The sequence below is a fragment of the Flavobacterium soli DSM 19725 genome (assembly GCF_000422705.1).
GTDB lineage: Bacteria > Bacteroidota > Bacteroidia > Flavobacteriales > Flavobacteriaceae > Flavobacterium > Flavobacterium soli.
Window position 1 is genome coordinate 505,012 of the sequence record NZ_AUGO01000001.1, and the last position, 26,888, is coordinate 531,899.

Here is a 26,888-nt window from a genome sequence, read left to right on the forward strand (position 1 = left end):
GTTACAAAATATAGTTTTATAAGCATCTAACGCTTTTTTTAAAACCAAAAACCCTTTCAAAGCCTCAAACTCTGAAAGGGTTTTTTATAATTCTTAAAAAGATTACAAACGTTCAATAGCTTTTTCAATCCTACTAATCGTTTCTTCTTTGCCGATCAGTTCAACGATATCAAACAAATGAGGTCCTTTTAAAGCCCCAACAAGGCTCAAACGGAACGGTTGCATCACTTTCCCCATTCCAATCTCGTTTTGCGTCATCCATTCCTTTACGATCGTTTCGATGTTTACTGATGTAAAATCTTCAATTCCATTCAAAACAGCAATCAGGTTTCGCATCAATCCAGGCGTTTCTTCCTTCCAATTCTTCGAAGCTTTTTCATCATAGGATGTTGGAGCCACATAAAAGAAATCACTCAATTCCCAGAAATCCGAAACGAAATTGGCACGTTCTTTTATCGAGGCAACAATTTTTACAAGTGTAGTATAATCAACATCAATTCCTTTTTCATACACAATAGGAGCGAAGGCTTTCGCCAAATCATCATCGTTTTGTTGGATCAAATATTGATGGTTGAACCATTTATTTTTCTCCGGATCAAATTTGGCACCAGCTTTATGAACGCGGTTCAAATCAAATTTTTCTGCCAATTCTTCTAACGAAAATAATTCTTGATCTGTTCCATCGTTCCAACCAAGTAAGGCCAAGAAGTTCACAACCGCTTCCGGGAAAAAACCTTTTTCTCTATAGCCAGACGAAACGCCTTCTTCAGTTTTCCATTCTAAAGGAAACACAGGGAATCCCATTTTATCACCATCACGTTTTGATAATTTTCCGTTTCCAACTGGTTTCAAAATCAATGGCAAATGAGCAAATTCTGGAGCTTCCCAGTTAAAGGCTCTGTACAACAAAACGTGCAACGGCATCGATGGCAACCATTCCTCACCACGAATCACGTGCGAAGTTTCCATCAAATGATCGTCTACAATATTCGCCAAATGATAGGTTGGCATTCCATCACTCTTGAACAAAACCTTGTCGTCAAGCAAATTCGTATCAAATTTTATATCTCCTCTGATGATGTCTTTTAACTCTAAAATTTCATTTACAGGCGTTTTAAAACGAATTACAAAGTCTTCACCATTTGCAATTCTTTCAGCCGTTTTCTCTGCAGAATTCGTCAGCGAGTTATCCAATTTCTCCCTAACGGAATGATTGTAAATAAATACTTTTCCTTCCTCTTCAGCATTCTTACGCAACTGATCCAAATCTTCCGATGAATCAAAAGCATAATAAGCCCAACCCGAATTGATCAAGTTGTCAGCATATTGTTTATACAAATCCTTTCTTTCGCTTTGACGGTAAGGACCAAATTTTTCATTCTTTCCAACCGTTTCACTTGGAGCAATTCCAAGCCATTCCAATGCTTCCATGATATACTGTTCAGCACCCGGAACAAACCGATTTTGGTCGGTATCCTCAATTCTCAAATAGAAAACGCCACCGTGTTTCTTGGCAAACAAATAGTTGAACAATGCAGTTCTCACACCGCCAATATGTAGAGGTCCAGTCGGACTTGGTGCAAAACGCACACGTACTTGCTTCGACATTTTTTGTAAATTTTGATGCAAAGATACGGTTTCAATTAAGTAATTCGAAAATTAGATAATTTGAAAATTTCAAAACGCTCATTGATTTTTAATTTCAGAAGCACAACTTTAGGCATTTGTTTGATCCATTTTCCAGCTTTCCGTTGCAATCTTTTCTTTTTTTAAAGAAAAAAAAGAAAAGGATTTCCTCTTCAATCTGGGCTAGGGAAATTCTTTAGGTTGCTTTTAAACCATTTTTTCTCCCAACTTCTATCTTCCAGCTTCCCTCTTTTTTTAACATTTTCTTATTCATATAAATTATTACTTTTATCGGTTACAATAAAAAGCCATTACGATTTGGAAAATAAAGTATTGATTTATCAGAAATTAGAAGCTTTCATTAAAAAGTTTTATACCAACGAACTCCTCAAGGGATTGATTTTCTTTGTGGGATTAGGATTGCTATATTTGTTTTTCACCCTGATTGTCGAATATTTCCTTTGGCTAAAGCCAACTGGAAGAACCATTTTATTTTGGACATTCATTGTCGTTGAATTATTCTTGTTGATGCGATTCATCTTGTTCCCACTTTTTCAATTGTTCAAATTAAAAAAAGGAATCAATTACTCGGAGGCGTCCATTATAATCGGAAATCATTTTACGGAAGTAAGTGACAAACTTACCAACTTCCTTCAGCTTTCAAACGACAACAATCAATCGGAATTGCTTTTGGCTTCTATCGAACAAAAGGCAAAAACGTTACAACCAATTCCGTTCACAAATGCTGTAAATTTCAATAAGAATAAAAAATTCATTCCGTTGGCTTTGATTCCAATTTTGTTTTTTGCATTCTTTTATATTTCTGGGAATAGCAATCTGATTACGGATAGTTTCGATAGGGTAGTGCATTATCAAAAACAATTTTCGCCACCGGCTCCGTTTGAATTTATTATTTTAAATAAAGACCTTCAAACCGAACAAGGAAATGATTTTGTTTTGCAAATCAAATCCGAAGGAAAAGTAGTTCCAGAAAATGCCATGATTTTCATCAACGACGAAAGTTATTTTATGGAAAGTACTAAACCTGGAGTTTTTGAATATCGTTTTACAAAGCTAATCGAGAACACAGCGTTCCACGTGAAAGCAAACGAAGTTACTTCATCGGATTATGAATTGAAAGTAGTAGCCGTTCCAACGATTGCCAATTTTGAAATGGTTTTGAATTTTCCATCGTATCTGAATAAGAAATCAGAAACTATCAAAGGAACCGGTAACGCTATTGTCCCAGAAGGAACAAAAGTAACGTGGAAAGTCAATGCAATGGCTACAAATGCAGTTGAATGGACAGACAGTAAGACGATTAGCCGTTTTTCTGCTAATGAAAACAGCTTTCAACTGTCAAAAAGTATCAATCAAAACACAGATTATCAGATTCTTACTTCAAACGAAAAGGTGAAACATTATGAAAAACTGAATTACCAGATTTCGATTGTAAAGGATCAATTCCCAACAATAGCGGTAAATAATGCTCCTGACAGTTTAAGAGTGGATAAAAGCGTTGTTGTGGGGCAAGTTTCGGACGATTATGGATTGTCTAAATTGCAAATTGTTTATTATCCGAGGAACAAACCCGAAGCTGGATTGAAGTCTCAAATCTCCGTTAAGAGGGATGTCTTCGATCAGTTTATATTTTCATTTCCAGGAAATCTTCCGGTTACCGAAGGTGTTTCGTATGAATACTATTTCGAGGTTTTTGATAACGATGCCTTGCACAATTTCAAGAGTACAAAATCTTCCGTATTTGCAAATCGCATAGAAACCGAAGAGGAAAAACAAGATAAGTTGATGCAGCAGCAAAATGACAACATCAACAGCATGGAGAAGTCGTTGAAGAATCAGGACAAGCAATTATCTGAATTGGATAAGCTTCAAAAAAGCAATAAAGAAAAAGACAACCTTGAATTTAAAGACCAGCAAAAAGTAAACGAGTTCTTGAAACGTCAGCAGATGTTGGATGAAAAGATGAAAGAGTTTGCCAAGAAAATAGAGGAGAATCTGGACAAAGTTAAGACCGATAAAAAAGATGAATTCAAAGAAGAGCTGAAAAAACGTATTGATGAAACTCAAAAGGATTTAGAAAAAAACAAAGAACTTTTAGAAAAACTGAAGGAACTTAACGATAAGATCAATCAGGAAGAATTGTATGAAAAAATGGACCAGCTCAAACAAAAATCTAAAAACCAGACCAAGAGTTTGGAACAATTGGTTGAACTGACAAAGCGTTTTTACGTAGAAAAAAAGGCGGAACAAATTGCTGATAAATTAGACAAGCTTGCCGAAAAGCAAGACAAGTTATCGGAACAAGGCAAAGAAAATACAACCGAAAAACAAGAAGAAATAAATAAAGAATTCGACAAGATTCAGGAAGAACTAAAAGAACTCGATAAAGACAACAAGGAATTGAAATCACCAATGGATATTCCTATGGATGAAGAAAAGGAGAAAAGTGTTGAGGAAGATTTGAAAAAGGCTTCAGAAGAATTGGGTAAAGATAAAAAAGAAAAAGCCAAACCAAAGCAAAAAAGTGCCTCTAAGAAAATGAAAGAAATGTCAGGCAAAATGTCTGCAGGAATGCAAGCTGGTGAAATGGAACAATTAGAGGAAGATATTGCAATGTTGCGTCAAATTTTAGACAATCTTTTAGCGTTTTCTTTCTCGCAGGAAGACTTGCTTGGTCAGTTTAAATCGCTGAAAAGAGGTTCGCCTTCTTTCAATAAAAACCTAAAACTGCAACAAGATTTGCGTTTGCAGTTTCAACATGTAGACGATAGTTTATTTGCCTTGTCACTTCGTCAACCTAAACTGGGTGATGGAATTACGAAAGAAGTTGGCAACGTTCATTACAACATTGATAAATCATTAGAGAGTTTAGCTGATGCTAATATTGGAAAAGGAATTTCACATCAACAGTACACCACTTCATCAGCAAATAAATTGGCAGATTTCTTGAGTGATTTGCTAAACGGTATGCAAATGCAGATGTCGGGAATGGGACAAGGAAAATCTGGTAAAGGCCAAGGCGAAGGAATGCAACTTCCAGATATCATTAAAAAACAAGGAGAGCTTGGCGAGAAGATGAAGAAAGGAATGGAGAAAGGAAAGAAGCCAGGAGAGAAAGAAGGAGAAGGTAGTGAAGGTGAAAAAGGACAAAAGCCTGGTGAAAAGCCAGGACAATCTGGAAAACCTGGACAAAAAGGGCAGAATGGTCAAGAGGGTGAAGGTGGAGAAGATGGCGAAGGAAATGCTGGAGAAATAATGCAAATCTATAAGGAGCAAAAACAACTTCGTGAAGCTTTGCAAAAGGAATTAAACGAAAAAGGTCTAGGCGGAAATGGTCAGAAAGCATTAGATGAAATGAAGCAAATTGAGAAGCAATTATTGAATCAAGGTTTTAAAAATGAAACATTGCAGAAGATTTTAAATCTCAATTATGAGTTGCTCAAATTAGACAAAGCCATCCAGCAACAAGGAGAAGAACAAAAACGTCAGGCACAAACTAATAAAAAGGATTTCAACAATACTACAAATGCCCTTTCGCCAGCCTTGAAAGATTATTTAAACAGTATCGAAATTTTAAATAGACAAAGCTTACCTTTGCGGTCGAATTTTAATCAAAAAGTTCAAGAATATTTTAAAAAGAATGATTAGTTTCAATTACGAATCCGACTTTGAATTAGACAATGAAACTGCTTATGCAGATTGGTTGTCTAAGGTAATCGTGTCGGAAAACAAAAAGGAAGGAGATATCAACTACATCTTTTGTGATGATGAATATCTGCACAAAATCAATGTCGAATACCTTCAGCATGACACCTTAACGGATATTATTAGCTTTGATTATTCAGTAGGGAACGAATTGCATGGCGACATATTTGTTTCTGTCGAAAGGGTAGAGGATAATGCCAAGGATTTCAATGTTTCTTTTCAAGAAGAATTGAAACGTGTTTTAGTTCATGGGGTCTTACACTACTGTGGATATAAAGATAAATCAGAGGCAGATGAAGCTTTGATGCGTCAAAAGGAAGAAGAAAAAATGTTGATGTTCCACGTGGAACTGTGATTTTTTAGGAGCGAAACGCTTGGGCTTTTTCAGAATCCATTTTCCTGCTTTCCACAATATCTTTTTGTTTTGAACCCCAAAACAAAAAGGATATTTGCTCCAATCAGGGCTAGATAATAAATTATAAACTGTTCCACGTGGAACAATAAAATAAAACTGAGATTTAGTAATTCTAAATCCCGAATCCCAAATAAATAATGTTTCAAGAAGAATACGATGTAATTGTGGTTGGTGCTGGCCACGCTGGTTCAGAAGCAGCGGCAGCGGCAGCCAATATGGGTTCCAAAACTTTGCTCGTTACTATGAGCTTGCAAAACATTGCCCAAATGTCTTGCAATCCGGCAATGGGAGGAATTGCAAAAGGACAAATCGTTCGCGAAATTGATGCACTTGGAGGTTACTCCGGAATCATTTCAGACAAGACCGCCATTCAATTCAAGATGCTGAATAAATCAAAAGGCCCAGCAATGTGGTCACCAAGAGTGCAAAGCGACAGGATGCGTTTTGCAGAAGAGTGGCGATTGATGTTAGAGCGAACACCCAACCTTGATTTCTATCAGGAAATGGTGAAAGGATTGATTATCGAGAACGGGAAAATTAAAGGAATTAAAACTTCTCTTGGAGTCGAAATACGTTCGAAAGCAGTTGTTTTAACCAATGGAACATTCTTAAACGGATTGATTCATATTGGCGAAAAACAATTCGGAGGAGGTAGGGCAGGTGAAAGTGCCGCTTACGGAATTACAGAAGATTTGGTTAAAGCAGGTTTTGAATCGGGCAGAATGAAAACAGGAACACCGCCACGAGTTGACGGTCGATCTTTGGATTATTCGAAAATGAATGAAGAAAAAGGCGATGCGAAACCAGATAAATTTTCGTATTCTGATGAAACCAAACCATTGGCGATTCAGAAGTCGTGTTATATGACCTATACTTCTTTGGGTGTCCACGATATTTTGCGTGAAGGTTTTGATCGCTCACCCATGTTCAATGGTCGAATAAAAAGTCTAGGGCCACGATATTGTCCATCTATTGAAGATAAAATAAACCGTTTTGCAGACAAGGAAAGACATCAATTGTTTGTAGAACCTGAAGGTTGGGATACTGTAGAAGTATATGTAAATGGTTTTTCTACATCACTTCCAGAAGACATTCAGTTTAAGGCTTTACGTTCGGTTGCAGGTTTTGAAAAGGTGAAATTCTTTCGTCCAGGTTATGCAATTGAGTATGATTATTTCCCGCCTACACAATTGAAGCATACTTTAGAAACTAAATTAGTCGAGGGATTATATTTTGCAGGACAAATAAACGGAACAACGGGATATGAAGAAGCAGCTTCCCAAGGATTAATGGCCGGAATTAATGCACATTTAAAAGTGCATGAAAAAGCGCCGTTAATTCTGAAAAGAGATGAAGCTTATATTGGAGTTTTAATTGATGATTTAATCACAAAAGGAACAGAAGAGCCTTATCGAATGTTTACCTCTCGTGCAGAATATAGAACGCTTCTTCGTCAAGATAATGCCGATTTCAGATTAACACCAATGTCGTATGAAATTGGTTTAGCTTCAGAAAAGCGTTTGAGAAGAATGGAGCATAAGCTAAAAGAATCGGAAAAGATGGTTAATTTCTTCAAAGAAACGAGTATTTCTATGGCGGAAATGAATCCAATCCTTGAAGCTAAAGAATCGGCTTTGGTGACACAATCCGATAAAATGTTCAAAATATTTTCTCGACCTCAAATCGATTTGGAAGATATGATGAAGTTTGACAAGGTAAAAGAATATGTTGAGCAAAATGATTTGGATCAAGAAATACTCGAACAAGCCGAAATTCAAGTAAAATATTCGGGTTATATCGAAAAGGAAAGAAATAATGCGGATAAGCTAACGCGATTAGAGGATGTGAAAATCCCTGAGAACTTTGATTACAATAAAATAAAATCAATGTCGATTGAGGCAAAGCAAAAACTGAGTCATATTCGACCTGTAACCATCTCTCAAGCTTCAAGAATTAGTGGGGTTTCGCCGAGCGATATTTCAGTATTATTAATTTACATGGGAAGATAATTAAATGTTTCACGTGGAACGAATTTTGTTAAAGCTTATGTATAAAGGGAAGTTGTCGGTATTTTTAATGTTTTTTATTGTTTTAAGCTGTGGAATAGCTAGGCAGAAATATGTTATCGAAGATTATACAATTGTGCCAAATGCTAAGGAAATAATAGGAAATAAAGGCTTGCATGCTTTTGTGTTCGAGAATAATAAAAAGATACTTCCGTTTCAACAATTTATTGCAAATAAATATAAGTTGAATAATTATCAGGAAAAAGAGTTTTGGGTTACCATTGATCAAGATCAATATAAACTCATTGTATATGACAACGATGAAGTGATAAAATACATCAATACCAATGATTTTACTTTAGCAAATCAAGATCCAGAAGTTTTAAACATCGGAAATCAAGCCGATTTTATTGCAATTTCAATGATCAATTCTAGAAATGAAGATTGTCTTGAAGAAGGATCACTTTATGAAAACATAGCCGTTAAATATTTAAAACAATTAAAAGAAGAATTTTTGAGTAATGGTAGATAGTACTAAAAAAATATATTTAACAGTAAAAGATTATACCGTTTCTGGTGAGACTTTCGGTCTTTACCGTGATGAAAAAAAGGATATGCTGATCACATTTCCAAGACCAAACGAAAACGATTTGCATCAATATTACGAAAGTGAAAAATACATTTCACATACTGATGGAAAAGGATCCTTGTTTGAAAAACTATATCAATTCATCAAGAAATTTGCTTTAAAAAATAAAGTTAATTTGATAAATGATTGGCACCCAAATAAAGGAAAACTGCTTGATATCGGAGCCGGAACAGGCGATTTTTTGGCTTTAGCCAAATCTAACGGTTGGGAAATTACCGGAATTGAACCAAGTGCAAAAGCCAAGTCAATTGCAGAAAAAAAAGGTGTACCCTTTGCAGATTCATCTCAAGTCTTAGAACAACATTCTTTTGATGTAATTACAATGTGGCATGTTCTAGAACATGTTCCAGAATTAGAGGAGCAAATTAAAGAATTAAAAAGACTCTTGAAACCAGAAGGTACCATCATAATCGCAGTTCCTAATTTTCGATCATTTGATGCAAAATATTATAAACGATTTTGGGCAGCATTCGACGTTCCTAGACATCTTTGGCATTTTTCTAAAAAAGCAATAAAATTACTTTTTCAAAACGAAAAGATGAAAGTGGAAAAAATTCTTCCAATGAAATTTGATGCTTTCTACGTGAGTTTACTTTCTGAAAAGTACAAAACGGGTTATATGAATTTTTTCAAAGCATTCTACATCGGATTAAAATCAAATTATAAAGCAAAGAAAAGATTTCAATATTCTTCACTAATTTATGTCATAAAAAACACGAAAAACGCAAATAAAAGCCCTGAATCGCCGATTACACATTAAAACGAGCAATTAGACCAAAGAAGAATAAAGTGAGCTTAAAGGCTTTTATTTTAATTCGTTTTCAATTGTAAATAACTATTTCAAATTTCAGTTCAATAAGAAATAACTATAAAGCAAAAACAGGATTAAAAACACTAAAATTTTTAGTTTTACAAAGCATCAAGATATTTTTAGTATTTTTGAAACCAATAAAAAATTAACATATAACTTTTAGAATGAAAAAATCATTTTTAATTATCGCATTGGCACTTTCGATTATCTCTTGTAACCAAGAAACAAAAACAACAGAAGCTGCAGGAATCAAAACAGCCTACATAGATACATCAAAACTTATGGATGAATACACAGAATCCAAAGATGTTGAAGCAAAATATAAAGCAAAATCTGAAGAGGCTGCAAAAAAGTTCGAAGTACAAGAAGCGAATTTTAAAGCTGATGCTGCTTATTTTGAAAAAAATGCACAAGCAAATGGTCAAGCTTGGGCTCAACAAAAAGGTGCAGAGTTGCAACAGAGACAACAACAATTGCAATATGCTGCACAATCTTTAGGACAACAATTGCAAATGGAATTGGGTACCGAAATGGATACACTTGTAAAAAGCGTGAAGAAATTCATCAAGGATTATGGCAAGGAAAAAGGGTATGATTATGTATATGGAACAGGTGAAACAGCTTCAATTTTATATGCAAAAGACAGCTATGATATTACAGACGAAGTAATTAAGTTGTTGAACGAAAAATATACAGCAGCCGGAAAAAAGGAAGAAACTCCAGAAACTAAAAAGGAAGAAAAGAAATAATTCTTTTAGTATAACTCAAAATGCCTTTCAATTCGAAAGGCATTTTTTTTTTGCTAAAGAGTAAAAAATTTTAAGCTAAAATTTTTTACTTTAAATGAAAAATCTATATTTTTATTCCCAACAAAAATTATTCGCCACATGGAAACTATTTCAGAAGCAGCGGCTTATACGCTAAAATTTATCAATCAAACACATCGCTCCATTTTTCTAACTGGAAAAGCAGGAACCGGAAAAACTACACTTTTAAAGGAAATCATTCTGACTACACATAAAAATGTTGTGGTGGTCGCGCCAACAGGAATTGCAGCTTTAAATGCAGGAGGCGTGACAATTCATTCGATGTTTCAACTGCCTTTCGGTGGATTTATTCCTGCTAATAATGTTGATGCTCATGTTACCGATCGGGTTAAATTTGAGACAAAAGACACGCTTCGAAGACACTTTAGAATGAGTGGACAAAAAAAAGCGGTAATTCAAAACATGGAACTTTTGATCATTGACGAAGTCAGTATGCTTCGGGCAGATCTACTGGATGCCATAGATTTTATGCTGCAAAGCGTTCGAAAAAAACGAGTTCCGTTTGGAGGCGTTCAGGTGCTTTTCATTGGCGATTTATTGCAATTACCACCCGTTGTTCGGGATGAAGAATGGCAAACTTTACGCAATTATTACACCGGAAAATTCTTTTTTCATTCGCATGTAGTCCAGCAAAACCCACCACTTTACATTGAACTTTCGAAGATTTTCCGTCAAACGGATGATCAGTTCATCTCCGTTTTGAACAACCTTCGAAACAACGAAATTTCACAAAGCGATATTGCGGTTTTGAACCAATATGTTCAACCCGATTTTGATTTAAAGGCAAACAAAGGCTATATCAAGTTAACGACTCATAATGCTAAAGCGGATGCCATAAATGCAGACTCTTTGGATGAGTTGAACGGAAAATTAATAAGTCTGAAAGCCGAAATTGTAGATGATTTTCCCGATAAGATTTTCCCGATTGATGAGTATTTGCATCTAAAAATAGGTGCTCAAGTGATGTTTGTTAAAAATGATTTATCATTTGAAAAAAATTATTTTAATGGCAAAATGGGCTTCATAGAATCTGTTTCAAGCAATGAAGTTCGAGTTCATTTTCCTGAAGAAAATAAAACAATTGATGTTGAAAAATACGAATGGAAAAATATCCGCTACTCTGTAAACGCCATGACCAAGGAAATAGAGGAGGAGGTCCTGGGAACATTTGTGCATTATCCGATAAAATTAGCTTGGGCGATAACTGTCCATAAAAGTCAAGGATTGACATTTGACAAAGCTGCATTGGATGTATCACAAGTTTTTCTTCCTGGGCAAGCTTATGTTGCTCTTTCACGTTTACGTTCTTTAAACGGCCTAATTTTGCTTTCTCCGTTGCGGATGAATGGTATTTCGAGTGATAAGGACGTGATGGATTATGCTCAACATAAAGCCGAAGAAACGCTTTTAGAACAATCTTTGGAGCTAGAGACCCGAAAATTTATCCACAATTATTTGATTAACACCTTCGAATGGAGCGATTTGATACAGGAATGGCGAAATCATCTGTACAGCTATAAAGAAGATGCGGAGAAATCCGAGAAATCAAAGCATGTTATCTGGGCCAAAAAACAAGCAGCCATTATTTATGATTTAGAAAGTCCAGCACAAAAATTTATCTCGCAATTGAATAAGCTTTTTTCAGATAAAGATTTAGATTACAACTACATTTCTGAAAGGATAAATGCTGCTTTTAATTATTTTTTAAAACCAATTGACGATTTGGTCTATGAAATTTTGTGGAAGATCGAAGAAGTAAAAAAAGCCAAAAAAGCAAAAGGGTTTTATGAAGAACTGTTGGTTTTAGAAGAACTGCAAATCAAGGCTGTTTTGAGGTTATTGAAAGCCAAAAGGTTGATTGAAATTGTAGTTTCGGGGGAATTGATTTGCAAAGAAAATTTGGCTACAGATGAAATAAAAAATTACAAGATCAAGAAGATGGAACGCCTGCGTGAAGATTTCAAAAAGGCCAATATCACACTCATTGAAGATGATGTTGATGTGCAACGCTATACTTCTAAGAAGAAAGAAAAATCAGCAATACCAAAGAAAGCTACAACGGAAGAAACCTATGAATTGTGGTTAAAGAAGCATTCTATTCAAGAAATAGCCGAGCTTCGAAAACTTACGACTCAAACCATCAGTGGACATTTGGCAAAACTAATTGAAGCAGGAAAAATTCAGCTTACAGAAATTTTGCCTGATGATAAAATAACCGAATTGGCCGAAGCATTTTCAGGTTATACCGAAGCTTCACTAATTCCTTTAAAAGATAAATTTGGAGATAAATTCTCTTGGGACGAATTGAAACTGTTCAAGGCAAGTTTAACTCAACCAATAACACGCTAAAACAGCTGGAATAAAGTAAATTACAATCGTTCTTGCACCATCATAATCTTTGGCCATTCGCTGACCCACTAATAAAAAGAGTAAAGTAATGCAGGAAAAAACAGCTCCATAGAGACCAAATGTTCTTCCGTTATTGAGTAACAATTGAATGCAACCCGAAACACATAAAATCCCCGAAATTAATTCCAAAATCAAAATCAAAAACAAAGAAAAAGGCACCATGTTTTTGATGGGTGTTGTCTCAAAATGTCCTTTAAGCCAGTCCAAATTATCTTTCCAATACATGGTTTTGTCATAGGCCGATTGTATGAAGGTAACTGCTAAAAGAACTAATACTAAAATAGAGGCGATGTTGAACATGAGTTTTATTTTTTATGAATTAGACGTGTTAATTTTATAGACAAATCGGTCAAGATAATCTTTGCATTTCCGTTTCTCTCGATATGGTAGATCGCATCCGAAAGTTCCTTGAAGATATCTTGAATGTTATTGCCATTTACAAAAGGAGCAAAATTCTCTAATTTGAATTTTTCGACCCTTGGTTCCATATATACCAAATTGGTTGTTTGATAGTTGAGCAACAAAGCCTGACGAAACATATCAATACAAAATTGCAAAAATTTCTTTTGCGTTTCCCTTCCCAAAGTGGCAATTTGTTCACTCCACTGAATTAAATCATTGATGGCACTTGCATTTCCTTTGGCTCTAAATGCCGCCCGAACCCATAAAACAAACCATTCTTCAAAAGGCAATTCCTCGCCATCTTCGTGCAACAAATGCAAAGCCTTGTTGAAATTTCCTTGGGCTTGATGGGCTATTTTTTTTGCCGTTCTTGGATCCATGTTTTCACGCGAAACCAAGGTTTCGGCAATGATATTTTCATTTAAACCATTAAAATGCAACACCTGGCATCTAGAACGTATTGTTTGAATGATATCTTCTTCATTTTCAGAAATCAAAATGAATAAGGTTTTGTCAGTTGGCTCTTCGAGTAATTTTAATAATTTGTTTGAAGAAGCGATATTCATCTTGTCGGCCATCCAAATGATAATCACTTTATAACCACCTTCGTATGATTTTAGTGCCAATGATTTCAAGATCGATTCAGCATCTTCAACCCTGATTTCGCCTTGCTTGTTTTGAACGCCTAAGATGCGATACCAATCAAACAAACCGCCATAAGGATGCTGCTGAATAAAACTTCTCCATTCGGTTAAGAAATCAATACTTTTGGGTTTTGTTTTTACATTTTCGGTTGTTACCGTTGGGTAAATAAAATGCAAATCGGGATGCGAAATACTTTCAAATTTCAAGTTGCAACTCTCGTTTCCGCCTTCATTTTCAGTTCCGATATTGTTGCATAAAATATATTGAGCATAAGCAATCGCCATTGGTAAAGTTCCACTTCCTTCGGGACCAATAAACAATTGAGCATGAGGAATCCTTCCTGATGCCGCACTTTTTGTCAGATGACTTTTGATGTATTCCTGTCCTAAAATTTCTGAAAACTGCATAGGACAAAGATATTTAAAAAGTAGGATTGAAAGAGTAAAGGATTGAAAGATTTAAAGATTATGAGGATTCAAGGATTAAAAAAACAGGGAGATTGAAATATAAAACTTTAGTATGTCTATCTATCTTTCTATTCTTGATTCAGTTTTCGAATCACTTTTACAGGATTGCCAACAGCCAATGAATTGTCTGGAATATCTTTAGTCACCACCGAACCTGCTCCAATCACACAACCTTTCCCGATTGTTACCCCCGGACAAATTACCGAATTACCACCAATCCAGCAATCATCGCCAATCACGATGGGCTTTGAGAGTTCTAAAACACGACGAGTTTCAATATCCAAAGGATGCGAAGCAGTATAAAGATGCACTCCGGGACCAAACATTACATTCGAACCAATCGTGATTTTCATTGTATCCAAAACCACGCAATTCACATTAAAATATACATTTTCGCCACATTCAATGTTGTAGCCATAATCACAATGAAAAGGCGGCTCGATATGCAAAACGCCTTTGGTGTTGGGAATCAATTCAGCAATCAGCTTTCGGGTGCTTTTGTTCATCCAATATTCCGTAACGTTGATTTTGTGGAGCAATTTCTTGGCTCGAATTCGCTCTGCAATTAGTTCTTTGTCATTGGCGAGATACAACTCTCCCGAGAGCATTTTTTCTTTTTCGGTTTTCATTAAAATTCTTTTTACGAATGTAATAAAATAAAAAATAAACGTTATTCATCATTATGCAAATCACTTATACTAATTGTAAGGATTAAATTTGTATTGTGAAGTCATAATTCGCATTGCACAATTTATGGAATAGAATTTGTAGTTTTGCCACCATAAACAAAAAAACTATGAACTTTTTAAGAACCCTAATCGTATTGTGTTTTCTGAGTTTTTCGATAACCGAAACATCTGCTCAAGTATATCGTTTTAAGGCCGACAGTTATAGTGTGGTTGAAAAAAAGGACAACGGAAATTGGGGCGAATGGAGCAAGTTTGAAAACTCGACCGTCATGATCACTTTGGATGGAAAAAACGACAAAGTAACTGTAAATTCGCAGGAAATCCAGTATTATAAGATTTTGGCCTATGGCGAAAAAATAGTTACCGAAGACGATGATACGATTCCACTAAAATGTGCCGATTTGAACGGAAATCTATGTACGATTTTGATCGTAACCCGAAAAAATCAGGACAATCGCAAGCAATTTTACATCAACTATGAAGATGTAAAAATCGTGTACAACGTTTATAATTCGAATTAATCTAAAGCGGAAACACCACTCCGGCTTCAATGTTATAGGTGTTAAAACCAGCATTGGAGTTTTGCAAACCCGCATTGGAAGTATGCCGAATATTCGGACGAAGGTCAAGCGTGAATTTATTTGTCTTATAAGAAAAACCCAACCCAAATACATCCGAAAAAGCAAAACCTTTCGACAATCGTTCGGTTTCTGTATCGGTAATCATGGGGCCAACACTAAGCAAGGCATAAAGGCTAAAACGGTCGGTTATGGGTTTTCTAACTACTAAACCTACATTCAAAACATATTCGCGAATGTCCTTTAATTTTGTAAACGCTTCTCGTTTTGCTTCATAATCAGGTTCATGCGGTGTCACAAAATAAAGATTTAACAGCTGATGGGTGGCAAAATTGATTTCCGGTTGAAGCAATACTTCAAATTGGAAAGTTGATGTAGTCTTGAAAGTATAATAAAATTGCCCTTTAAAATAGCGATTAGTATAGGTATAATCCGTGTTTTTAATTTCATTACCAATCCCGTAACTAAAGCCTAAAGCTAAATTTTGCTTTTTTTCTTGAGAAAAAAACAGGCTAGTGTTGAATAGAAAAAAAAACAAAAAAAGAGGTTTCCACATAAAGGCTTTCGGAATAAAAACGTTGCCATAAAAATAAGTATTTTTCAAGAAAAGTATTGTTATTTGCAAAATATTCTCTGCTACTTTTTAGTTTCAACCCTTAATAACGCCAAGCTTTTGTAACTTTGCCCAGAAGCGTCCACTATATACATGAATTTTTCCTATCCAAAATCCGAAAAGCTTAAAAGCAGAACTGCCATCAATTTACTTTTTTCCGAAGGGAAATCAGTGTCAAAATATCCGTTGCGATTGGTGTATCGAAAAGCCGATCCTGAATTTGATAAAAACAGCAAAATTGGAGTTTCGGTTTCTAAAAAATATTTTAAAAAAGCCGTCGATCGAAATTATTTCAAACGCGTTTTGCGAGAAACCTATCGCTTGAACAAGCATTTGTTGATGGATAATTTGCCGGAGCCTTATGTTTTTATGTTTTTCTATCAAACAAAAGACCGTTTGACCTATGAAGAAATCAATACCAAGACGGTTCAGTTATTCGAGAAATTTTTGATAGAAATAAAAAAACTAGACCAAGAAAGAGGACAATAAAAGAGTTTAACGACTCGTTTTGATTTAGATTGATTTATTATCGTTATTTTAGTCGGCTTTTATACAGACAATTAAAGAAAAGAATATACGAATATGCTTACTTACTTCAAAAAAAAATACATTCTTCCCGTTGCTGCAGCCGGATTTTTATTCGTTGGAGCTAGCTTTAAAGACGACTTTTTTGCAATAGCCAAACAGTTAGAAATTTTTACAGAATTGTTCAAAACGGTCAACATGAACTATGTCGATCAGACCAATCCTGGCGAAATGATGGACAAAGCCATCAAGAGCATGCTAGCTGATTTGGATCCATACACCATTTATTTCAACGAGCAAGATGTGGTGAAATTCAAGATCAATAGCACCGGAGAATATACCGGAATTGGTGCCATCATTACCCGAAAAGAAGGCACAGTTATCATCAAAGAACCCTATAAAGGTTATCCTGCAGACAAAGCGGGATTGAAAGCTGGAGACGAAATTATCCAGATTGGAGACGTGAATCTTGAGGATTTTAAAGAAGATGCATCCCAATTGTTGAAAGGTGCCAAAAACGCCAAGATCGAAATCAAATACAAACGTCAAGGAAAAGTAAACACGACACAACTTGTTTTGGAAGAAGTGGATGTAAAAGCGGTTCCGTTTTTTGGAAAAGTAGATGATAAAACGGGCTATATCGTGCTTTCGCAATTCAACCAGAAGGCTTCCGCCGAAACCAAGGATGCTTTAGAAAAACTAAAAAAAGATGGGGCCGAAAGAATTATCCTAGACTTGAGAGGAAATCCTGGCGGACTTTTGAACGAAGCTGTAAACATCTGTAATTTATTTGTACCAAAAAATGAAGTGATTGTTACTACAAAATCAAAAATTGAGAAACACAATAATACTTATAAAACTACGAGAGAACCGGTTGATTTAGAGATTCCGCTTGTTGTTTTGGTCGATGGTAAAAGTGCTTCGGCCTCGGAAATTGTGGCTGGAGCTTTGCAGGATTTAGACCGTGCCGTTATCGTAGGGAGTAGAAGTTTTGGTAAAGGACTGGTGCAGAGACCCATCGATTTGACCTATGGAACTCAAGTGAAAGTTACTATTTCTAGATATTACACGCCTTCCGGCAGATGTATTCAAGCTTTGGATTATTCTAAAAAAGATGCAAACGGAAAAGCAACTCGCACCGATGAAAAAAGTTATACGGCTTTCAAAACCAGAAAAGGAAGAACCGTTTATGATGGTGGCGGAATCTTGCCAGATGTGGAACTGGAAGAAACAAAACTCAGTGCCATCTCCGAATCTTTACAGAAAAATGATGGGATTTTCAATTATGTAACCAGCTATTATTATAAAAATCCAAATCTAGGCGATAAAATTCCAACGATAACGGATGCAGATTATACAGCATTCAAACAATTTTTGAAAGCTGAAAAGTTTACATTTGATACCGAAACTGAATTGGCTTTAAAAAAGACACTAGAAATTGCCAAAAAAGAAAAAATTGACGAATCTATAACGGCGGAATATGAGCAATTATTAACGGCTCTTCAAAAAAGTGAAACTTCACAATTGGATAAATTTCAAAGCGAAATCAAGAATTTAATCATCGACGAAATCATTTTGAGATACCAATACAAGGAAGGTTTATACCAATATTACCTCAAGAACAATTCTGAAATTAAAAAAGCAACTGCCATCTTAGGTAATCCAGCACAATACAACAAAATAGTAGCACAATAATGTTTAATTTTTTAAAAATACTCCCTCTTTTTCTTTTTGGATTAATGAATGCTCAAGAAGAAATCATCCATTCTGTTTATTTTGAATTCGACAAATACAACCTAAAACCCGAACAATTGGCTGATGTGGTTGCTTTTATCCAAAAAGCCGACTCTACCAGAATTGAAACCATAGAAATTTTTGGGTATTGTGATGATCGAGGAAAAGACGAATACAACTTCAAACTCTCACAAAACAGAGCCAATACAATCAAGGATGAGTTTCTAAAACAAGGCATCAAAAACAAAGTTATAGTAACAATTGAAGGCAAAGGCCGAATCATGATTGATGATGATGTTGTAGAAAACCTGCCAGAAGTTCGTTCTAAAAACCGTAGAGTCGATGTAGTTTTAAACCTGAAACCGCTCCCTAAAATTCAGCTTCCGGGATTTTATAATACCATCAGCAAGGACAACATTGTAGGCGATCATATCTATCTCGAAAACCTTCTTTTTGACCGAGGGAGTAGCGTTTTAACTTTTAAATCTAAGAAAGAATTGGATAAAATCGCGAAGCTTTTATTGAAACATAAAAATGTGGAATTCGAAATTCAAGGCCATGTTTGCTGTACACCAAATTTTCAAAAAGAAGCAATCGATCGTCATACAGGAAAAAGAAAGTTATCCCATAATCGTGCAGAAGCTGTTTTTAAATACTTGAAATTAAAGAAGGTGCCTGAAAAAAGAATGAAGTTTAAAGGTTATGGCAATACTGTTCCGCTAGGAAAAGGCCCTGAATATGATAGGAGAGTGGAGTTGTTGATTACTAAGGTTTAAGACCTAAACATCTCAACATGGGGAATCCCATCTTCCAAATACGTCTCGCCAACTACAACAAATTCATGGCTTTCATAGAATTTCTGCAAATACAATTGAGCGGAAATCGTAATCTGGCTTTCGCCAAAATACTCGCTGATTCCTGAAATAGAGGCTTTGATCAAATCATGCCCCCATTTCCTGTCGCGATAATTGGCATCGACTATAACCCTCCCGATGGAAGCATTATCAAAATAGGCTCCAGCTTTAAAAATTCTAGCATAAGCGACAATTTTTTCTTCAAATTCGCCAGTGACATGAAGAGCTTTCTGATCCTTGCCATCGATATCCTGATAAACACAGTTTTGCTCTACCACAAACACTTCACTTCGCAAGCGGAGTATTTGATATAGCTCTTCAGCAGAAAGTTCCTTAAAAGGCTTTATTTTGAATTTAACGGACATTTTTATTTTATAAATTTGACTGATTTGATAATAGCTTCGAGTTCGTGCATCAAATCACGCTTGTCAGTTGATGGGGCATAACAAAATCCCTCGATTACGATAAACTCTCTTTTTTCACGATCCATAATGGCATAATTGATAAATGACCCCGACATAAATTCACCCTTGAGTTCCCAAGTTCCCTTGGTTTCATAGGTTCTTTTATGGTCTAGAATCGTATTGAAAAAATAAGGAGAATAGGATTCTTCTGTCCTCATTTTAGTATTTCTTTTTTTTCCTTTGATATATTTTCCTCCAAAAGAATCACGCATCGAGATGATATTTGTCACAATGTCATCATTCCTGAGGATGGTTTTAAAAGGTACTTTATACATCACAATACTGGTGTTTCCGCTCAATATTTCTCGCTTCAACCATATAAAATTTTTTCGTTGCATGACATAATTATAGGTAGACGGAATCTTTAGCGAAACCTTAAACTTATCTCGTATTTTTTTATCGTCAAGCAAAGAAGCATTGATGATTTCTTGGTTTTTCAGGATCTCGGTTTCCTTGAATTTATCGGCAATCGAGTCGCCATTTTTTTCAATATGGGCAATAATTTCAGCCACATTATTTCCAGAAATATGCACTACGTTTTGGGGTGTTGCAAATTCATTCTTTTCAAACTTGAAATAGTTTTGTTCTTCTCTTTTGATGATAATTACGTTTCGGCTAATCGTTTTATAACCGTCTAGAATTTTTACTGGAAGTTGTGTAATCGTGAAAAGAGGTTCTTCTTGTGGAAGTCCGTCAACAGGTGCGGCAAACTTTTTTCTGAGGCTGTCGCCAACTTCTCCATTCCATAATTGATCGCTGATGACAATTGAAAGAGAGTTAATTTTCCCCGTAGATTCAGTGATTTTTCCTTTTTTATCTTCATCACACGAAAAAAGATTAATGCACACAAAAAAAAGCGTCAAAGCACCTAACTTTCTGAAATTGAAAAGTCTAAAAAAGGCTTTAATTTGGAGCATCATTTTGATAAAGTTGAATTTGAATTCAATCTAAAATTTAAATTCCTTATACGATTTAGAACCATATAAGGAATAAAAATTTTGTGTGATAAAAGTACTTATTTTAAAACAAGTGTGATCTAAATATTATCCGCTGATTTTTAATTTCATTCCTGGTTTCAATTCATTACCACTAATACCATTCCATTTTTTAATATCTGAAACTGATATACCAGGATACTTTTGAGCAATCTTAAACAATGAATCTCCTTTTTGAACCAAATAGTGAGAATTTCTCGTTGTTTTTTTGGCTACAGCCACTACTTCATTATTCGATTGTTTGTTACTTTCTTTTAGGATTAGAAGCTTACTTCCCAGTTGAACATTTGTGTCTTTCAAATCATTCCATTCTTGGATATCGGCAACAGTAACGCCTTGTTTTTTTGCAATAGCACCTAAATTGTCTCCTTTTTGAACCACATAAAAGTTAGATGTTTTTGCAGGTGTATTTTCTTTTAATTCCGCAACTTCAACATTTTCTCCTTTGATGATTTTTAGTTTTGTATCTAACATCACATTAGTGTCTTCCATGTTGTTGAGTTCTTTCAACTCAGCAACTGTCACTCCAAATTTCTTAGCGATAGTGTTTAGATTGTCACCTTTTTTAACGATATAAAACTCAGGAGCTTCAGTTGTTTCAGGTTTACTTTCGGTTGAAGCAACAGCTGTTTCTTCGTCTTTTTCTTCAATTGCTTTTTCTTCAACTGGAGCTTTTATTTTTTCCGAAGTAACAATTTTTAGTCTTTTTCCATAACCAATGGTGTTGCTTCTCAAGTTGTTCCATTTTTTCAATTCGGCAACCGAAACGCCATATTTGTTAGATATTAGGCCAAGACTTTCGCCTCTTCTAACAGTATGAAATTTTGCTTTAGTAGAATAGCTGTTTCGATCTGGAGTATCTTTTTTGGCGGAAGCCCAACTTGCATTTTCAAATGGCTTCTCTCTTTTTTCAGCTTCATACTTTACATAGGCATAGATTTTTTCCTCGTTTGAAGTAAAAATTCCCACTTTGTCTTTTGGCAATCTCAAGAAATGAGCCTTGTTTGAGTATACTGGAATCACATTCATTTTATAGGAAGGATTCAAGAGCTGCAATTGTGAAACAGGAATATCTACCAAGTCAGAGATTTGCTTGAAAGACATCTGCTTTTTGATCATGATAGTATCGGTTTCAAAATGCTTTACGATTGCTCGATTTGGAACAATTCCGTGTTCTTTATGATATTCATACACGTACATTGTTGCTAAAAAAGCAGGAACATACGCTTGGGTTTCTCTTGGAAGATAATTTTTAATGTTCCAAAAATTTTGTTTTCCGCCCGATCTTCTGATAGCTTTTGCTACGTTTCCAGCACCTGAATTATAAGACGCTAAAACCAATTCCCAGTCACCAAAAATTCGGTGCATATTTACCATATATTGAGCAGCAGCCTCACTTGATTTCAAGATATCGCTTCGTTCATCAACATAAGAATCAACATTCAAGTTGTATTCTTTTCCAGTTTGCAGCATAAATTGCCAAAGACCGGTTGCACCAACTCTGGAAACTGCTTTAGGATTCAAAGCCGATTCTACGATAGCAAGATATTTGATTTCCAAAGGCACGTTTTTTCTCGCCAAAGCTTCTTCGAAAACAGGAAAGTAATATTCTGACAAGGCCATTTGTCTGGCAAAAGCTTGTTTTCTGTTTTTAAGGAAGGATTTGATAAGGTTTTCTAATGCGGGATTGTATTCGATGTTGAAAGGCGATCGTGCATCCATTTCTTTCAATCGTTCTTTCAATAATTCGGTAGATAATTCAGGATAATCTACCTTCTCATCTAAGTCTATACTTTTAATAAAAGTCGATAAATCGGCATAAATGTCTTGATCAGTAAGCTCTTTCATCCATAAACTGTCAACACATGCAGCAATATCATCGTGCACAAAAGTTGATTTTATAGAGTCTAAATAGGACAGCTTAATTTCAGGAACAAGGCTCGCTTCTATCGTGGTGGTGTCCTGTGCGAAAGTTGCTCCAGAGAACAGCAATAGAAGGGGAAGGATACTTTTTCTTGTAATCATATTTACGTTTTTATGTTTTCAAATGGACGAATAACCGTGCCAAAAAATGAAAATTTATAATGCGTTATTTTAAGTTTTAGGGCTAAAGATGGATATGCTAAATATTCAATTGACTATATCTCAATTAATTGCATATTAATGCAAACATAACAATCTTATAACAAAAACACATAATGTTATAACTTAAAATTTTTTTAAATATTGTTAATTTTGATGGTTTAGTCTAAAATTGCGGCAATTCCAGGCAAAGTCCTTCCTTCTAACATTTCAAGCATTGCCCCACCACCAGTGGAAACGTAGCTCATTTTATCCTCCAAACCGAATTGTTTTACAGCAGAAACAGAATCTCCTCCACCAACGAGTGAAAAAGCACCTTTTTCTGTAGCTTCGGCAATAAAATTACCCAATTCAATGGTTCCGTTGGCAAAATTTTCCATTTCAAAAACGCCAAGAGGACCGTTCCAAAGGATTGTTTTTGATTCTAAAATCACTTTTTTGAAGTTTTCCAATGATTTAGGACCCGCATCAAGACCTTGCGATCCATCAGGAATTTTATCCACGTCAACAATTTGTGTTTCGGCATCATTTGAAAATGCATTTGCAGCGACAACATCAACAGGAATATGAATTTGAACATTTTTTTCCTTTGCCAATCTCAAGATTTCAAGGGCAAGGTCTTGTTTGTCATCCTCACAAATAGAATCTCCAATTTTACCACCTTGTGCCTTTACAAAAGTAAATGTCATTCCTCCACCAATGATCATGTGATCCACCTTATCCAAGATATTCTCAATAACGGTGATTTTAGAAGATACTTTAGAGCCTCCTAGAACTGCCGTAACTGGTTTTTCTGAGTCTTTCAAAACCTTATTCAGGCTCTCAATTTCTGTAGCCAATAAAGTTCCAAAGCATTTGTCATTTGGAAAAAACTGAGCAATTATGGTTGTAGAAGCATGAGCCCTATGAGCCGTCCCGAAGGCGTCGTTTACATAGATGTCTCCAAGTGAAGCTAATTCTTTTGCAAAATCTACATCTCCAGCTTCTTCTTCTTTATAGAAACGAAGGTTTTCAAGTAGCAAAACTTCTCCAGCTTTTAATGCAGCAGCAGCATTTTTAGCCACTTCACCTTTACAATCTTCGGCGAATTTCACTTCAACCCCTAGAATTTCTGAAGCTTTTTTTACAATATGTTTCAATGAATATTTGTCTTCTTTTCCTTTTGGTCTTCCAAGGTGTGACATTAGGATCACGCTTCCGCCAGCTGCCAAAATCTTGTCGATGGTTGGTTTTGCAGCTTCGATTCGGGTAGCATCTGTCACGTTGAAATTTTCGTCCAAAGGCACGTTGAAATCTACACGAATTAATGCTTTTTTATCCTTGAAATTAAAGTCTTGAAGTGTTTTCATTATATTGTCTTTTAAATATTTATAGTTTATGAAAAACAAATATAGCTTTTTTCAGGTATTGATAAATTATGGAAAGTGCAAAAAAGTGATTTTGTATTTACGAAAACGATATAATTTAGTAATGATTGTCGGTTTTGTTTGTTGAAAAGGAATTTTATCAGGATGTTTTTTGTTTTTAAGAATGCTTGATTAGTTTCTTGGCAATTTCGTTGAGTTCGGTTCTATGTTGATCTACATAGGCCAAACCGGCTTGGATTAATTCATAGATATTTTTGGATGAAACATCATCCATATCCGGGGAAGCATTTTTTAGCGAAGGCATCAAACGATGGTAATTCTTTGCATTTCTAGCACCTAGAGTTTCGTACATTTTCCTGATGTGATAATCCGTTGTTTCGACGTTTGCCGAAAGCAAAATGTCAATCAAGGGCTGAACCCACTTTACTTTTCCAGCATTTTCAAATTGCCGGAAAGTATAAGGTTTCAGTACTTCTCCTGTTCCTACGGATATAATTACCATATCAGAAATTTTTGGAAAATCTTTCTTTGAGGGATCATTGAGGACTTTTGAAAACTCAATCTTTCGGGCTTCTGCGTAAGCACATAAAGCCGGATTGTTTGCATAGACACCACCATCAATTAGTGTAAATTCCTGGCCATAGAGCGATTTTATTTTTGCAGGTTCAAAATAGGTTGGAGCTGCCGATGTAGCGCGACAAACATCTTTTACATAAAAATTCTCGAGGGTTGAATGTGCTTCGTGGCTCGTGAAAAATTTTGCCTTGCGATGAAAGATGTCATAGGAGGTGATGAGGCTCGGTTTTATGAAATCTTTCAGTTGCAAGTTGCTGAATACTTCGTTCAATTGTTTTTCTAGGCCATGTTGTGAAATCTTTTCGCTGAAAAGTCCAAACGGATTGATGATGTGTTGCCAGAAAGAAACATTAAAAATGGTCTCGCCGTGTTTTGCATAGAGGTCGAGGGCAGTTTCTACTGAGTATTTCGCTTTCTTCTCGTTATCGGGAAAGAGCAGGACGGACGTTAGAATTCCTCCGGTGCTGGTTCCGGCAACGAGATCAAAGTAATCGCCAATTTTTGCATTGGGATGGTCTAGTTTTTGAAGCTGCTCCTCGATGTATTTGAGTATGACACAGGTGATGATGCCTCGAATACCACCACCATCGAGGCTTAGGATTCTGATTTTTTTAGCCATGGCTTTTTTAGGTTTAGATTTGGGGAATGGAGTCATTGTTTATTATTATTCTTTATTTTTATTGCGTAACGGTAGGTTCGTTGTTGCAAATAATTCGAGTTAGTGTTTCTTGTTCTTTTTATTGATTAGGATAAAATTACGTATCCGTTTTTGTCTTTTTTTAGCTTTGATAATTTTCTCCAGCTGTTGAGGTTTCTTTTTTCGAAGTGGGGCATGTCCTTGAAGGTTTTCCAGTTGCCTCCCCATTCCCAACCGTGGAGTGCGAAAATTTTCACACATTCGTACCAATCGGCTATTTGGTCGTTGTCCCAATCTTTTGCTGTTTCCCAAGAGGCTTTTCCCTCGATGATAAGACAAATGTCTACGGCAAAGCCATAGTTGTGTATGGATTGTCCGCCTTTGGCATTTGTAATCTTTTTGCCAGGGGTTGTTCGTCCTTGGGCATACATACTATCTTGTTCGGCATTTGTTCGTAGGCCTTGCGTGATTCGGATTTTTGCTTTTCCGGTTAGGGCTTGATCGCATTGGGCAATTATTTGGGTTACTTCTTCTCGAACCGAGGGATGAAGTTTTGCTATTCGTTGTTTTGTTGGTGCATCCATGATTTGTTGGCTATTAAATGATTATACAAATATAAAAGAAAAAAATCTAATATTAAAATTAATTAGAAGAAAATATTATCACAAAGAAAATTGCGTTTTGAGATTGGAGTTTATAGTTGTTGGTTTGAAAGTTCAAGTTGAGAGTTTGAAGATTATAGTTACGATTTTGGATTTTCAATTTTGAAAGTTTAAGTTACGATTTTGAATTCTCAAGTTTAACTTTTGGTTTTTCGAGTTTGAATTTTGAAAGCTAAAGTTTTGATTTTGAAAAATATAGTTCAGCGTTTGGGATTTCAAGTTTGAGTTTTGAGATTTCAAGTTGCGAGTTTGAGGGTTCTTGTTGATGGATTGGTAAAAACCCGACAGTGTTTAGGCTGTCGGGTTTGTGGTTTTGTTTTATGGTTAGGGTATTATGGTTGCGAACTTGAGTTTTACGGCTGCCTTGTAGTAGTCTTTTGCTTCTTTGATGGATTTGAGATAATCCTTTACTGCATCTGCAACGTCTATGACGTTGATCGGATCGGTGTAGAGGAGTTTGTTTCTTTGGTGCCTGATAATAATGAGTTTGGCGGTCATTGTTGAGACTAGCTTGTTGGCCGCTTTTAACTCGTTGAGGTATTGTTTTAGCGAGACTAATGTGAGTTCGGTTTCGTTTGGGGTGTATAGTGGTTGTATTGCTAGAAATGCAATGATGTTTTCGAAATTTGAAACCTGGTTGTCGTAGCTGAGTTGGGACACTGAGATGTGATTGGTTTCTTCGGTTGCCATTTTATCTGCCTTGAGCGGTTTTATTCTTTCTCCCTTTAATTTTTTGGTAAGGTTGATGAGGTTTTGCTCGATGTTTTCGGGGAGTTGCAGTGCTTTGAAAGAGTTTAGGACTCTGGTGCTGAGCTTGAATAGTGGTTCGAATGTGTTTTTGCGTGTAGCTACAGCATCTTTATAAGGCTGGAATAATGAGGCAAATTGCTGGGTATTTTCTGTAACCTTCAGGGTGAAGGTGTTGAAAGCTGCGGGCTGAATTTTGGTGTTGGAGGGTTGGTAGAGTGGCCCCATCTCTACGGTTATTTGTTGCAGTTTTACAAGATTGGCCGCATTTTTGGCGTGCCCTACTTCGGAATTTGATTTCCCCATGATTGTTCTATTTTAGTTAATAATACTTATTATTTCTAATACAGAAGGGGGTATTCCAGAATAGGAACAACTGTTT

Annotated in this window: 23 protein-coding genes; 11 read left to right on the forward strand and 12 right to left on the reverse strand. The window is 35.7% G+C overall.

What is annotated here, in order from left to right:
* Window positions 1-102 precede the first annotated feature (102 nt).
* Window positions 103-1,608, reverse strand: coding sequence for a glutamate--tRNA ligase (gene gltX, locus G508_RS0102340; protein ID WP_026703814.1), 1,506 nt, complete (start codon window positions 1,606-1,608; stop codon window positions 103-105).
* A gap of 336 nt (window positions 1,609-1,944) precedes the next feature.
* On the opposite strand from gltX, the gene G508_RS0102345 reads away from it, so the two are divergent.
* The 7 genes from G508_RS0102345 to G508_RS0102375 all read left to right on the forward strand — a co-directional run bounded on the left by G508_RS0102345 (window position 1,945) and on the right by G508_RS0102375 (window position 12,409).
* Window positions 1,945-5,295: a DUF4175 family protein gene (locus tag G508_RS0102345; protein ID WP_026703815.1), complete on the forward strand. Its 3,351-nt coding sequence runs from the start codon at window positions 1,945-1,947 to the stop codon at window positions 5,293-5,295.
* Window positions 5,288-5,707, forward strand: coding sequence for an rRNA maturation RNase YbeY (gene ybeY, locus G508_RS0102350; RefSeq protein ID WP_026703816.1), 420 nt, complete (start codon window positions 5,288-5,290; stop codon window positions 5,705-5,707). The genes G508_RS0102345 and ybeY overlap by 8 nt, the downstream gene beginning before the upstream one ends.
* A 197-nt stretch (window positions 5,708-5,904) precedes the next feature.
* Window positions 5,905-7,776: a tRNA uridine-5-carboxymethylaminomethyl(34) synthesis enzyme MnmG gene (mnmG, locus tag G508_RS0102355; RefSeq protein WP_026703817.1), complete on the forward strand. Its 1,872-nt coding sequence runs from the start codon at window positions 5,905-5,907 to the stop codon at window positions 7,774-7,776.
* Window positions 7,777-7,828: 52 nt separating this feature from the next.
* Window positions 7,829-8,305 carry a hypothetical protein gene (locus tag G508_RS0102360; protein WP_211223369.1) on the forward strand — a complete coding sequence of 159 codons (477 nt, stop codon included), beginning with the start codon at window positions 7,829-7,831 and terminating at the stop codon, window positions 8,303-8,305.
* Complete coding sequence (locus tag G508_RS18450) at window positions 8,295-9,182, forward strand: class I SAM-dependent methyltransferase (protein WP_051197401.1); 888 nt, start codon at window positions 8,295-8,297, stop codon at window positions 9,180-9,182. The genes G508_RS0102360 and G508_RS18450 overlap by 11 nt, the downstream gene beginning before the upstream one ends.
* Window positions 9,183-9,397: 215 nt before the next feature.
* Window positions 9,398-9,982 (forward strand): OmpH family outer membrane protein, encoded by a 585-nt coding sequence (locus G508_RS0102370; protein ID WP_026703819.1) that lies wholly within the window; start codon window positions 9,398-9,400, stop codon window positions 9,980-9,982.
* Window positions 9,983-10,120: 138 nt separating this feature from the next.
* Window positions 10,121-12,409, forward strand: coding sequence for a helix-turn-helix domain-containing protein (locus G508_RS0102375; protein ID WP_026703820.1), 2,289 nt, complete (start codon window positions 10,121-10,123; stop codon window positions 12,407-12,409).
* Here G508_RS0102375 and G508_RS0102380 read toward each other — a convergent pair.
* The 3 genes from G508_RS0102380 to G508_RS0102390 all read right to left on the reverse strand — a co-directional run bounded on the left by G508_RS0102380 (window position 12,386) and on the right by G508_RS0102390 (window position 14,612).
* On the reverse strand, window positions 12,386-12,769 hold the full coding sequence (locus G508_RS0102380) for a hypothetical protein (protein WP_026703821.1): 384 nt from the start codon (window positions 12,767-12,769) through the stop codon (window positions 12,386-12,388). The genes G508_RS0102375 and G508_RS0102380 overlap by 24 nt on opposite strands.
* Before the next feature lie 5 nt (window positions 12,770-12,774).
* Complete coding sequence (locus G508_RS0102385; RefSeq protein WP_026703822.1) at window positions 12,775-13,923, reverse strand: DNA polymerase III subunit; 1,149 nt, start codon at window positions 13,921-13,923, stop codon at window positions 12,775-12,777.
* A 128-nt stretch (window positions 13,924-14,051) separates the two neighbouring features.
* Window positions 14,052-14,612, reverse strand: a complete 561-nt coding sequence (locus tag G508_RS0102390) for a sugar O-acetyltransferase (RefSeq protein ID WP_026703823.1) — start codon at window positions 14,610-14,612, stop codon at window positions 14,052-14,054.
* 167 nt (window positions 14,613-14,779) lie between these two features.
* Here G508_RS0102390 and G508_RS0102395 point away from each other — a divergent pair, with 167 nt between their 5' ends.
* Entirely contained in the window at window positions 14,780-15,193 is a 414-nt protein-coding gene (locus G508_RS0102395; RefSeq protein WP_026703824.1) for a hypothetical protein, read from the forward strand.
* Window position 15,194: 1 nt separating this feature from the next.
* On the opposite strand, the gene G508_RS0102400 is transcribed toward G508_RS0102395, so the two are convergent.
* Window positions 15,195-15,854 (reverse strand): acyloxyacyl hydrolase, encoded by a 660-nt coding sequence (locus tag G508_RS0102400; protein ID WP_245569832.1) that lies wholly within the window; start codon window positions 15,852-15,854, stop codon window positions 15,195-15,197.
* Between the two features lie 102 nt (window positions 15,855-15,956).
* Here G508_RS0102400 and rnpA point away from each other — a divergent pair, with 102 nt between their 5' ends.
* The 3 genes from rnpA to G508_RS0102415 all read left to right on the forward strand — a co-directional run bounded on the left by rnpA (window position 15,957) and on the right by G508_RS0102415 (window position 18,898).
* Entirely contained in the window at window positions 15,957-16,352 is a 396-nt protein-coding gene (rnpA, locus tag G508_RS0102405) for a ribonuclease P protein component (RefSeq protein WP_026703826.1), read from the forward strand.
* Between the two features lie 93 nt (window positions 16,353-16,445).
* Entirely contained in the window at window positions 16,446-18,083 is a 1,638-nt protein-coding gene (locus G508_RS0102410) for a S41 family peptidase (RefSeq protein WP_026703827.1), read from the forward strand.
* Entirely contained in the window at window positions 18,083-18,898 is an 816-nt protein-coding gene (locus G508_RS0102415; protein ID WP_026703828.1) for an OmpA family protein, read from the forward strand. Before G508_RS0102410 ends, G508_RS0102415 begins: the two co-directional genes overlap by 1 nt.
* Here the strand turns inward: G508_RS0102415 and G508_RS0102420 are convergent.
* The 7 genes from G508_RS0102420 to G508_RS0102455 all read right to left on the reverse strand — a co-directional run bounded on the left by G508_RS0102420 (window position 18,895) and on the right by G508_RS0102455 (window position 26,812).
* Window positions 18,895-19,341 carry a GNAT family N-acetyltransferase gene (locus G508_RS0102420; protein ID WP_026703829.1) on the reverse strand — a complete coding sequence of 149 codons (447 nt, stop codon included), beginning with the start codon at window positions 19,339-19,341 and terminating at the stop codon, window positions 18,895-18,897. The genes G508_RS0102415 and G508_RS0102420 overlap by 4 nt on opposite strands.
* A 2-nt stretch (window positions 19,342-19,343) precedes the next feature.
* On the reverse strand, window positions 19,344-20,360 hold the full coding sequence (locus G508_RS0102425; protein ID WP_245569833.1) for a DUF4837 family protein: 1,017 nt from the start codon (window positions 20,358-20,360) through the stop codon (window positions 19,344-19,346).
* A gap of 123 nt (window positions 20,361-20,483) precedes the next feature.
* Window positions 20,484-22,460 carry a LysM peptidoglycan-binding domain-containing protein gene (locus tag G508_RS0102430; RefSeq protein WP_026703831.1) on the reverse strand — a complete coding sequence of 659 codons (1,977 nt, stop codon included), beginning with the start codon at window positions 22,458-22,460 and terminating at the stop codon, window positions 20,484-20,486.
* Between the two features lie 218 nt (window positions 22,461-22,678).
* Complete coding sequence (locus G508_RS0102435) at window positions 22,679-23,866, reverse strand: phosphoglycerate kinase (protein WP_026703832.1); 1,188 nt, start codon at window positions 23,864-23,866, stop codon at window positions 22,679-22,681.
* Between the two features lie 175 nt (window positions 23,867-24,041).
* Complete coding sequence (locus G508_RS0102440) at window positions 24,042-25,079, reverse strand: patatin-like phospholipase family protein (RefSeq protein ID WP_026703833.1); 1,038 nt, start codon at window positions 25,077-25,079, stop codon at window positions 24,042-24,044.
* A 125-nt stretch (window positions 25,080-25,204) separates the two neighbouring features.
* Window positions 25,205-25,681: a M15 family metallopeptidase gene (locus G508_RS0102445; RefSeq protein ID WP_026703834.1), complete on the reverse strand. Its 477-nt coding sequence runs from the start codon at window positions 25,679-25,681 to the stop codon at window positions 25,205-25,207.
* A gap of 402 nt (window positions 25,682-26,083) precedes the next feature.
* Window positions 26,084-26,812 (reverse strand): hypothetical protein, encoded by a 729-nt coding sequence (locus tag G508_RS0102455; protein WP_035693836.1) that lies wholly within the window; start codon window positions 26,810-26,812, stop codon window positions 26,084-26,086.
* Window positions 26,813-26,888 lie beyond the last annotated feature (76 nt).

Excerpts from the sequence above, each read along its gene's own strand:
- gltX (WP_026703814.1), bottom strand. The coding sequence starts at position 1,608 with ATGTCGAAGCAAGTACGTGTGCGTTTTGCACCAAGTCCGACTGGACCT.
- ybeY (WP_026703816.1), top strand. The coding sequence starts at position 5,288 with ATGATTAGTTTCAATTACGAATCCGACTTTGAATTAGACAATGAAACT.
- mnmG (WP_026703817.1), top strand. The coding sequence starts at position 5,905 with ATGTTTCAAGAAGAATACGATGTAATTGTGGTTGGTGCTGGCCACGCT.
- G508_RS18450 (WP_051197401.1), top strand. The coding sequence starts at position 8,295 with ATGGTAGATAGTACTAAAAAAATATATTTAACAGTAAAAGATTATACC.
- G508_RS0102370 (WP_026703819.1), top strand. The coding sequence starts at position 9,398 with ATGAAAAAATCATTTTTAATTATCGCATTGGCACTTTCGATTATCTCT.
- G508_RS0102375 (WP_026703820.1), top strand. The coding sequence starts at position 10,121 with ATGGAAACTATTTCAGAAGCAGCGGCTTATACGCTAAAATTTATCAAT.
- G508_RS0102380 (WP_026703821.1), bottom strand. The coding sequence starts at position 12,769 with ATGTTCAACATCGCCTCTATTTTAGTATTAGTTCTTTTAGCAGTTACC.
- G508_RS0102385 (WP_026703822.1), bottom strand. The coding sequence starts at position 13,923 with ATGCAGTTTTCAGAAATTTTAGGACAGGAATACATCAAAAGTCATCTG.
- G508_RS0102390 (WP_026703823.1), bottom strand. The coding sequence starts at position 14,612 with ATGAAAACCGAAAAAGAAAAAATGCTCTCGGGAGAGTTGTATCTCGCC.
- G508_RS0102395 (WP_026703824.1), top strand. The coding sequence starts at position 14,780 with ATGAACTTTTTAAGAACCCTAATCGTATTGTGTTTTCTGAGTTTTTCG.
- rnpA (WP_026703826.1), top strand. The coding sequence starts at position 15,957 with ATGAATTTTTCCTATCCAAAATCCGAAAAGCTTAAAAGCAGAACTGCC.
- G508_RS0102410 (WP_026703827.1), top strand. The coding sequence starts at position 16,446 with ATGCTTACTTACTTCAAAAAAAAATACATTCTTCCCGTTGCTGCAGCC.
- G508_RS0102415 (WP_026703828.1), top strand. The coding sequence starts at position 18,083 with ATGTTTAATTTTTTAAAAATACTCCCTCTTTTTCTTTTTGGATTAATG.
- G508_RS0102420 (WP_026703829.1), bottom strand. The coding sequence starts at position 19,341 with ATGTCCGTTAAATTCAAAATAAAGCCTTTTAAGGAACTTTCTGCTGAA.
- G508_RS0102425 (WP_245569833.1), bottom strand. The coding sequence starts at position 20,360 with ATGATGCTCCAAATTAAAGCCTTTTTTAGACTTTTCAATTTCAGAAAG.
- G508_RS0102430 (WP_026703831.1), bottom strand. The coding sequence starts at position 22,460 with ATGATTACAAGAAAAAGTATCCTTCCCCTTCTATTGCTGTTCTCTGGA.
- G508_RS0102435 (WP_026703832.1), bottom strand. The coding sequence starts at position 23,866 with ATGAAAACACTTCAAGACTTTAATTTCAAGGATAAAAAAGCATTAATT.
- G508_RS0102440 (WP_026703833.1), bottom strand. The coding sequence starts at position 25,079 with ATGGCTAAAAAAATCAGAATCCTAAGCCTCGATGGTGGTGGTATTCGA.
- G508_RS0102445 (WP_026703834.1), bottom strand. The coding sequence starts at position 25,681 with ATGGATGCACCAACAAAACAACGAATAGCAAAACTTCATCCCTCGGTT.
- G508_RS0102455 (WP_035693836.1), bottom strand. The coding sequence starts at position 26,812 with ATGGGGAAATCAAATTCCGAAGTAGGGCACGCCAAAAATGCGGCCAAT.